10 protein-coding genes are annotated in these 7,856 nt (G+C 61.8%); 6 read left to right on the top strand and 4 right to left on the bottom strand.

Translation table 11 applies throughout. From position 1 onward, the window contains the following. The first annotated feature begins 70 nt into the window (after positions 1-70). On the top strand, positions 71-415 hold the full coding sequence (locus Q319_RS25885; RefSeq protein ID WP_211252406.1) for a type II toxin-antitoxin system PemK/MazF family toxin: 345 nt from the start codon (positions 71-73) through the stop codon (positions 413-415). A 73-nt stretch (positions 416-488) separates the two neighbouring features. Beyond that, complete coding sequence (locus Q319_RS0121670) at positions 489-866, top strand: hypothetical protein (RefSeq protein ID WP_029484498.1); 378 nt, start codon at positions 489-491, stop codon at positions 864-866. Between the two features lie 76 nt (positions 867-942). On the opposite strand, the gene Q319_RS0121665 is transcribed toward Q319_RS0121670, so the two are convergent. The 3 genes from Q319_RS0121665 to Q319_RS0121655 form a co-directional block, all read right to left on the bottom strand. After that, a complete protein-coding gene (locus Q319_RS0121665; RefSeq protein WP_029484497.1) occupies positions 943-1,560 on the bottom strand; it encodes a hypothetical protein in 618 nt (205 codons plus the stop codon). A 126-nt stretch (positions 1,561-1,686) separates the two neighbouring features. Continuing rightward, a complete protein-coding gene (locus tag Q319_RS0121660; RefSeq protein WP_162178693.1) occupies positions 1,687-2,673 on the bottom strand; it encodes a phosphotransferase enzyme family protein in 987 nt (328 codons plus the stop codon). 292 nt (positions 2,674-2,965) lie between these two features. Continuing rightward, positions 2,966-3,655 carry a TetR/AcrR family transcriptional regulator gene (locus tag Q319_RS0121655; protein ID WP_029484495.1) on the bottom strand — a complete coding sequence of 230 codons (690 nt, stop codon included), beginning with the start codon at positions 3,653-3,655 and terminating at the stop codon, positions 2,966-2,968. 144 nt (positions 3,656-3,799) lie between these two features. On the opposite strand from Q319_RS0121655, the gene Q319_RS0121650 reads away from it, so the two are divergent. From Q319_RS0121650 to Q319_RS0121635, 4 genes are all read left to right on the top strand, one after another. Further along, the gene (locus Q319_RS0121650) at positions 3,800-4,606 is read left to right on the top strand and encodes an NAD(P)-dependent oxidoreductase (RefSeq protein WP_342667899.1); all 807 of its coding nucleotides are present in this window, start codon (positions 3,800-3,802) and stop codon (positions 4,604-4,606) included. 96 nt (positions 4,607-4,702) lie between these two features. Next, entirely contained in the window at positions 4,703-5,146 is a 444-nt protein-coding gene (locus Q319_RS0121645; protein WP_029484493.1) for a helix-turn-helix transcriptional regulator, read from the top strand. 9 nt (positions 5,147-5,155) lie between these two features. Then, positions 5,156-5,566, top strand: coding sequence for a VOC family protein (locus tag Q319_RS0121640; protein ID WP_029484492.1), 411 nt, complete (start codon positions 5,156-5,158; stop codon positions 5,564-5,566). Between the two features lie 94 nt (positions 5,567-5,660). Next, on the top strand, positions 5,661-6,167 hold the full coding sequence (locus tag Q319_RS0121635) for an iron chaperone (protein ID WP_245619433.1): 507 nt from the start codon (positions 5,661-5,663) through the stop codon (positions 6,165-6,167). A 206-nt stretch (positions 6,168-6,373) separates the two neighbouring features. Here the strand turns inward: Q319_RS0121635 and Q319_RS0121630 are convergent, their stop codons facing one another. Continuing rightward, complete coding sequence (locus Q319_RS0121630) at positions 6,374-7,729, bottom strand: IS701 family transposase (protein WP_029484490.1); 1,356 nt, start codon at positions 7,727-7,729, stop codon at positions 6,374-6,376. Between the last annotated feature and the right edge of the window lie 127 nt (positions 7,730-7,856).

The raw sequence follows: 7,856 nt of genomic DNA, 5'->3' as shown, positions 1-7,856 counted from the left end.
CGGTACGCGTGGGACCAGACGGCGAGCTCCTCATCGGGAGCGAGTGACGGCGGCCCTCACGCCCGGAGCAGTGTTCGTGGCCGACTTCCCTGAACACGATCCCAGCGGGCATGAACAGGAGGGACCGCGGCCTGCGGTTCTGGTAGGGCTGCCCACGAATGCCGGGCGCCCCCGCTTCCCGGTGCTGATGCTCGCCCCGGTGACAACCTTCCGGGGGCATGCCTGGGTGACGGCGGCACCTGGTCTCTATCCCGTGCTGCCGGCCGGGGCCGGTGGGCTGCGGGTGCCCAGCGTCGTGCTGATCGACCAGACGCGCGCCCTCGACGCTTCGCGGGTGTCCCGTTACCTGGGCCTCTTGACTCCGGAGGAATATGCCCCGGTGCAGGCGGCGGTGCGGCTTATCTTCAGGGTGTGACTACCGGGGTACAACGCTGGCTGCTGGAAACTTTTTCCTATGGAGAGCGCCACTCACCGTGTAGCCTGATCGCGTGGCGATTGAAGACCTGTACGGAGATGTGCTGATGAATATCGAACTCCCGGTGATCGAGGTGTACCGGGAGCACCCGGAACTGCTCGACTTTCAGGTCGAGGAAGGGTTGGGTGCCCTGATCTCACGCTACAGGGCTGAGGAACAGGGCAAGGTGGTGACGCCTCCACGCGTCAAAGGGCTGGCATTGTCGGTGTTTGATGCGGTGCTGGAGACGACGGAAATGATGTTGGGGCGTCCTGAAAAAGTCATGGACACGATCGATCTGCCGACGCTGCTGAGCTGTCTGGCCAGAATCCGCAAGTCCGTGAACTTCTGGACGAAACAGGGCGGCCGTCGCGGCTACTTGAACTTCATGCTCACCGCACTGGGGAAGTAATCTCAACTTCCCCACCGACGCTGGTCACATCCAGCAGAACAAAAAGGGGACACGCCGGTTCAGGTTTACCGTTCCGTCACTCCGCTGAAGCCGGCATCGCCGACGCCAACTCCAGCGTTTTGATCAGGGATTCCACATACGCCGCGGGATGGCGCAGCTCGGCGCGTCGCTGATAACTCGACACCACGATGTCCAGCAGCGCAAGCGAGTCGACGCGCTGGACCAGGTGGCGGGCACGTCCCTCTTTGAGTCCCAGCAGCAGCAAACCGTCGTAAGCCCGCAGAAAGGCGGGGACAGGGCGGCCCGCGTCAGCGTAAAACGAGCGGTGGACCCGGATCATCAGCGGCTCCTGCAGCTCCACCACGCCCAGCACAGGCTGGTCTGTACCGCCCAGCGGCCAAGACCATTCCACAAATTCACCACACTCCAGGTCAGCGCTCTGATCGGCAGCAAATAACCTTAGGCCCGGCTTGGCTGCCGGACGGACCCACGGAGCCTCGGCTCGGGCGGGTGGTGTGCGCGGCACCAGCAGGGCAGAGACATCTTCCCAGGCAGGATCGGCCTCGGACTCAGGATCAGGACCATCAGAGGACAGGTGACCTAGGACGCCGCGCATCAGCACTTCGCGGCGCGCGGCATCTTCTACCCTGCCGCACAGGGCCAGAGGGTTGAGCAACTCACCCGTCGTCGGCATGCCGCCAGCATGGGCGTTTGCCGTGTCTGACACAAGTGATAGACCTGCTATCGTGCTCAACCCCGCGAAAGTCCTATTCGGCGTCACCGTCCTTTGGCCAGGTGTTGATGCACGTCCAGGCGCAGTTTATAGGCCTGCCCAGTCAATGTTGCAGATGGGTTCGCCCCGGCCCACCCGGCGGGCGTAGCGCTCGAAGATTTCCAGGTCTCCCTCCTCTTCAAGCGTTTCATGCGGCGTGCCGATGCCCCAGGCTTCGGCCAGCACACCCAGCATCAGCACGTCGCGCAGGCGCAGCAGATCGGCCACCGCTTCCCGCCACTCTGGGGGCAATGGACAGACCTCCTGGTAAGCGGGCAGGTACACCTCCAGAAAACGCTGACAGAAGGCCGCTGCGTCCTCTCCAGGGGGAACCAACCGGGCCACGCTGTGCAGGCTCACCGCCAGATCATTCAGAAAGAAGTGGGACTCGCAGTCGTCGAAATCAAAGGCATACAGGGTCTGACCGTCCCAGTGGAGATTGTCGCCGTGCAAGTCCGACTGGATCAGGCCGTAGTTCTCTGACGTTCGCGGCCACGCCCCCACCCGCTCAATCAATGCCTGACCGCGCCGCCGCTGTTCGTCCAGGCCAGGAGGCAAACGCCGAAGATCCAGCACGGGTTCGGTGTGCCAGGGCCGACGCCGGGGCAACTGTGGATCTGAGAGATAGTGTCGGGACAGCACATGTAGTTGTCCCGTTAGCCGCCCCCAGGCTCGAATCACGGTGGGCGTCAGGTGTTCAGCCCGCAGCGGATGACCGGGGAGCCGAGCGAACGCGTAAGCCAGCCAGCTTCCGCCCTCCGGGTCAGGGGACGCCTCGACCCAGTGTCCAGCCGATGACGACAGGGGGCGGGCGACGGGAAGACCATGTTCAGCCAGGTAACGGGTGAAATGCAGTTCGGACTCGATAAACGCCTGCTCACGGCGCAGGGTGTGGGTCAGCTTTAGGACCCGCTGCGGGGTGGCGAACACGGCGCTCTCGAAGCCGCCCAGCGCCTGTGCGCCAGACATTTCAAAGTGGGCCAGCAGGGACGGCAACACGCCTGTGACCGATTTGCGTGCGATGGCGGGCAGCATGAAGCCAACGTACCCGGTTTGCCGCAGCAGGCGCATGGGCCAGGTGGCCTAAAGCGGGGGTCAGACGGATCCCGCTCCATTCCTGAACACTTCGAGAGAGCGCCGGACTGTGTCTCCTACGCACAATCCGGGCGGCGCTGATCCATCCATCACCCGCTGTGCGTGTCGAGGAACTGCGCCGTGCCAACACGCGTCCGCCGGAGAAAATGCACTGCTCAGGACAGCGAAACAGTTACCGTGAGAGTCCACACATCCGTCGCCGTTCTGAAAATCCTGCCCATCTCTACAGACTTTACGATTCTGTCTGCAGGTGTGCCCCGATGGCCTGCTCCAGACCACCAAGAATCAAATCCAGTCCGAACATGAACTCATCGGCGTAGGCGTAGCCCGGCTTCAGGACGTGTTCCGTGACCAGTTCCATCAGGTGTGGGTAGGCGTCAGCAGGCATGTCCTGAAAGATGGTTTCAGATACTGTCTCCAGTTCCTCTGGGTTCTGGAAGGGAAGATTCAGTTCTTGCAGGACAAACCCGTAAATGTAACTGTCAAGGAGCGAAAAGGCGTGGGCAGCCAGCGCTACCGGGAAACCTGCATGGCGCAAGCAGCCGATCACGGCGTCATGGCGCTTCAGAGTGGCGGGGCCAGGGTTGGCCCGCGACTCCATCAGGCCCAGCGCCCAGGCATGTTGTAACAGGACCTGGCGGGTCGCGACGGCCCGCTGGCGCATTGCCGTTTTCCAGTGCACGTCGTCTGGAACAATTCCGATCTTGCTGAACACAGCATCCACCATCGCGTCCAGCAATTCATCTTTATGGGCGACGTGGTGGTACAGCGACATGGCCTGTATCCCCAGCTTTTCAGCCAGTTTCCGCATGGTTAGCCCTGAGATTCCGCCCTCGTCGGCGAGCATGGCGGCAACGCGCAGGACCTCTTCCCGGCTGAGGGGTGAGCGGCGAACAGTGGATTTGGGCTGTGGGGTGGGCATTTCCTCTCCAGTTTGCAGCGTGGGGGCCTGACTTGATGGCTGCTTTCCTACTTGACAGGTTTACAGTGTAAGTCATACCTTACGGCGTAAGGCCAGGTAGACCAGTCGGCAAGTCCACTGACATCACTCAGGGAGGTCAACTTTATGCAGAGCAGCAAAGCCCCGGTTCTTTCACAGGATGGAACGCGACAACCGCTAAACTCAACAGACCACGGTGTTCTGGTCCAACGCCTATCGGATGCGATGGAGACACGCAGGAAAATCTGCATCATTGGCGCTTCGGGCAAACTTGGGCAATATTTGATCCAGCACGCTCTGGACCGTGGTTACGAGGTGGTGGGCGTATGTCGGGAACAGAGCGTGAGTAAGCTGGCCCACTTCGGTTCGCGCGTCCGCATCGTCCCCGGTTCCAACGATGATCCCCGCGTGATTCAGGAAGCCGTGGCAGGCTGTGACGCCGTGCTGACTGTTCTGGTGCCTTACGGAATGCGCCAGTACGCCTCGGGAACCGTGCAGGCCGTCCTGACCCATGCGCCAGCGGGAGCGCACCTGATCTTCTCGTGTGGATGGCACATCACCCGCGACGGGCAGGACGTCTACTCCCTGAAACTCAGGGCCATCGTGAAAGTCTTCGGCTTCCTGGGACGGCTCACCCGCTTCGGCGATCTGAACGATCAGGTAGAAGCCTGTCGGCAGATCTTCGCCAGCTCCACGCGCTGGACCGTGGTGCGGGGCAGCGATCTGGAGGAAGGGGAGAGTCAGGGCCTGCCCGTGTGGAGCCAGCATGTCGGGGACGCCGTGCTGGCAAGCAACCTCACGCGCCGGACCGACTTTGCGCTGTTCATGATCGAGGCCATTGAGAACAACGCACTGGTGCAGCAGGCTCCAGCCATCGTGGGCTGCCTCAGCCCCTCGGCGCACGCCCACGCCACCACATGGCTCAGCACGTAGCCCAGGTGCTTCTGGCCTCGCGTGGGGAAACCGTCAGGCCGCCGAAAGAGGCAACGTAGGGCAGCCACCTGCCGAACGGGCTTATCCTGAAGCACCATGGACAATTCCGCCGCAACGCTGCAACACCTGCGCGATCTCGCGCGGCTGCGGCGTGTGCGTGACCGAATTGACCGGGAATACGCGCAGCCGCTGAATGTCGAGGCCCTGGCCGAAGGCGCAAACATGTCGGCGGGACACCTCAGCCGACAGTTCCGGCTGGCCTACGGCGAGTCCCCGTACAGCTACCTGATGACACGGCGCATTGAGCGCGCCATGACGCTGCTGCGTCATGGTGACATGGGCGTCACCCAGGTCTGTTTCGAGGTCGGCTGTTCGTCACTGGGCACCTTCAGCACCCGCTTCACCGAGCTGGTGGGAATGCCGCCCAGTCTCTACCGTCAGCACGCGGCGGGCGCGACGGCGGGCATCCCGCCCTGTGTGGCCAAGCAGGTCACCCGTCCGATCAGGAATCGAGAAGCACTGAACACCAGGCGAACCTAGGATGACAGCATGAACCTCACCATTCATCAGACGTTCCTGCCGCATACCAGTCCAGACGCCTCGCTGGCGTTCTACCGCGACACCCTCGGCTTTGAGGTCCGTGACAGTGTCGAGTACCGCGGCATGCACTGGATCACGGTTGGTCCGGTGGGCCAACCCGGCACGTCCATCGTGCTGCACCCACCTGCCATGGATCCGGGTCTGACCGACGCCGAGCGCCGCACCATCGCCGAGATGATGGCCAAGGGCAGTTATGCCAGCATCAACCTGGCCACCGACGATCTGGACGGGACGTTTGATCGGTTACAGGCCAGCGACGCCGAGGTCGTTCAGGAGCCGACGGAGCAGGCATACGGTGTTCGCGACTGCGCCTTCCGTGATCCTGCGGGCAACCTGATCCGGATTCAGGAGCGGCGCTGAGCCGCCCGGCGATGACCTCCGGAGTCTGCACAGAAGATGCCAGCACCACACGCCCGTGACGGTTTCACGGCCAACGTCGCTTTCCCAAAGAGGAGTGGACCTGATGACGGCAAAGACCTCTGACCAACCTGCGAAGCCCGTCAAGCGCACAGCAGTGACCAGCAAAGCGAAAACATCCGAAGGCTTCACGGACGAGGAACGGGCCGCAATGAAAGAGCGGGCCAGGGAGCTGAAGGGGGCCGCTCGCCGCAGCCCGCGTGCAGCCAGAGCGGACGGGGAAAGCGAGGTGCTCGCGAAGCTGGCGGAGATGCCAGAACCGGACCGCGTCCTGGGCGAGCGGCTGCATGTCCTGATGACGTCCTGCGCACCTGACCTGCAGCCAAAGCTGTGGTACGGCATGCCCGCCTACGCCCGAGAAGGCAAGGTGGTCTGCTTTTTCCAGGGGGCATGCAAATTCAAGACGAGGTACGCGACGTTGGGCTTCAGCGACGAGGCGAAGCTTGATGATGGTGCCCTGTGGCCCACGGCCTTCGCATTGATGGAGTGGACCCCTGACACCGAGGCCAGGATCGTTGCCCTCGTCAAAAGAGCAGAGGGCTGAGATTGTCCACACGAAGCCCAACTGGCACAGCTTTTCAGGTGAAGTCTTCACTGCTGTGGCCTGTGCTCTGAAGTCACCAATAAATCAGCCCGTGCTCGTCGCGTCGTTCCGCAGTGAGCGGGGTGGCCACACCCATTACAACAACAGAAAAGGCGGCCCAGAGGCCGCCTTGATTTCTCTAAGTTCGACTTTGCCCATTTTGGAACTCAGGCTGCGTAACACAACGCGTCTGACATGCGCTCGAACACCTGTCGTGGGACTTTTACGGTGTCTTGGCTCGACCGGGACACCGCAAAAGTCGGTAGACGCCACAACACCCGCCTGACTGTCGCCAGGGCATCTGAAAACGTCGGTAGGGTCTTGCTGTACCAGGCGGAAGCCCTGATCTCCACACTGCCCTGCGACCAGAGACGCTGCGCGAGCAGCGTCACGATGGAGAACAATCCCAAGAGCAGTGGCGTGGTTCTGGCAATAGTGGGGGCAGCCCAACCTCGACCGGTCTCAACGCCCAGATGGGCGCGACTTTCCTCGAAGGTGACTTCCACCTGCCAGCGCATTGGAAACCAATTCAGGATGTCGTCTGCACTAATTTCAGAATCAGTACAGAACAGCACCTGCGTTTGAAAGCGGTCTAAGGGATCACGCACCATGACCCAGCGGCCATAGACGGACTTCCTGGCGCTGTGGTACCACAGTGCCGTCCCACTGCACCACTCCACCTCACGGCCCAATTCTCCGTACCAATGCTGAATCCTGGTCTTGATCCAGCCGATATCGGGGGTATGGAGGCGTGCCGCCAAACTGGGTTGACGAGCGCCCCGCAAGCGGGGCCGCCCAATCTGTCCTGATGTCCGTGGGGGCGGGAGATCGTACAGTGCCGCGTCCAGCCGAAGTCGGGTGATGACTGTGATGGGCTGGGCGCTTCGCAGACGAGCGAGCCATTCCTGAACAGCGAATCCACCATCGGCCAGGACGATGATTTTGCGTTCTGGAAGCCAACGCTGCACCAGGCGAAGCAGGCCATACGCCATATCGGTCAACGTCCGGTGCCGCTTGCCCTGGGCTTGTGAGTAGCGCGATGACGGAACCAGAGCGGTCAGGAATGGTAAAGCCCACACCCGCCCTGCTTGTGGAATGGGAGCCAAGAGCATCAGGCTCAGCCAGCGGAGACCGCTGGCTTTCACAAAATGACCATGACTGGATCGGACAGGATCGCGGTAAATACCTCTAGCGGCGATTTTCTTCCCTCTACGCCGTTCAAGGGTGTCATCCAACCCGATCAGCAGTGGTCCATCGGGTACGAAGGCCGCCAGCAATTGACCCAGGAGCAGTCGACTGCCCTGAAGTGGGGACCAATTGGCCCGACTGAGGAAGCGATGGAACCTGGCAAATCCGGCTTCGTCGCTCAGGCCAAGTAAAGTCAGGAGGGCAGAAACGGTGCGTTTGTGGGGGGCGAGGATAGACCCGACGAGCAGCGTTTGAGCGTTGATCCAGGTGGGCCGGGTAAACATCTCGGCAAAGGGGGCGATAACATCGGTGAACCATTTCGGGGCTTTGAACATCTCCAAATGGTGTCAGGCGGTGCTGAGGTTTCCCTCAGCACCGCCTGAAAAAATGGGCAAAGTCGAACTAAGAGCGTGTTTATAAAGGTTCGACGGATGGGTCGAGGCGACGGAGCATCAGGCGAAT

The sequence above is a fragment of the Deinococcus marmoris DSM 12784 genome, from assembly GCF_000701405.1.
Lineage (GTDB): Bacteria > Deinococcota > Deinococci > Deinococcales > Deinococcaceae > Deinococcus > Deinococcus marmoris.
The sequence above is the reverse complement of the archived record's forward strand: the minus strand, read 5'-3'. Positions and strand labels throughout refer to the sequence as shown.

Coding starts and splice junctions, on each gene's coding strand:
- Q319_RS0121665 (WP_029484497.1), bottom strand. CDS start 1,560: ATGCCGACGACGGGTGAGTTGCTCAACCCTCTGGCCCTGTGCGGCAGG.
- Q319_RS0121660 (WP_162178693.1), bottom strand. CDS start 2,673: ATGCTGCCCGCCATCGCACGCAAATCGGTCACAGGCGTGTTGCCGTCC.
- Q319_RS0121655 (WP_029484495.1), bottom strand. CDS start 3,655: ATGCCCACCCCACAGCCCAAATCCACTGTTCGCCGCTCACCCCTCAGC.
- Q319_RS0121650 (WP_342667899.1), top strand. CDS start 3,800: ATGCAGAGCAGCAAAGCCCCGGTTCTTTCACAGGATGGAACGCGACAA.
- Q319_RS0121645 (WP_029484493.1), top strand. CDS start 4,703: ATGGACAATTCCGCCGCAACGCTGCAACACCTGCGCGATCTCGCGCGG.
- Q319_RS0121640 (WP_029484492.1), top strand. CDS start 5,156: ATGAACCTCACCATTCATCAGACGTTCCTGCCGCATACCAGTCCAGAC.
- Q319_RS0121630 (WP_029484490.1), bottom strand. CDS start 7,729: ATGTTCAAAGCCCCGAAATGGTTCACCGATGTTATCGCCCCCTTTGCC.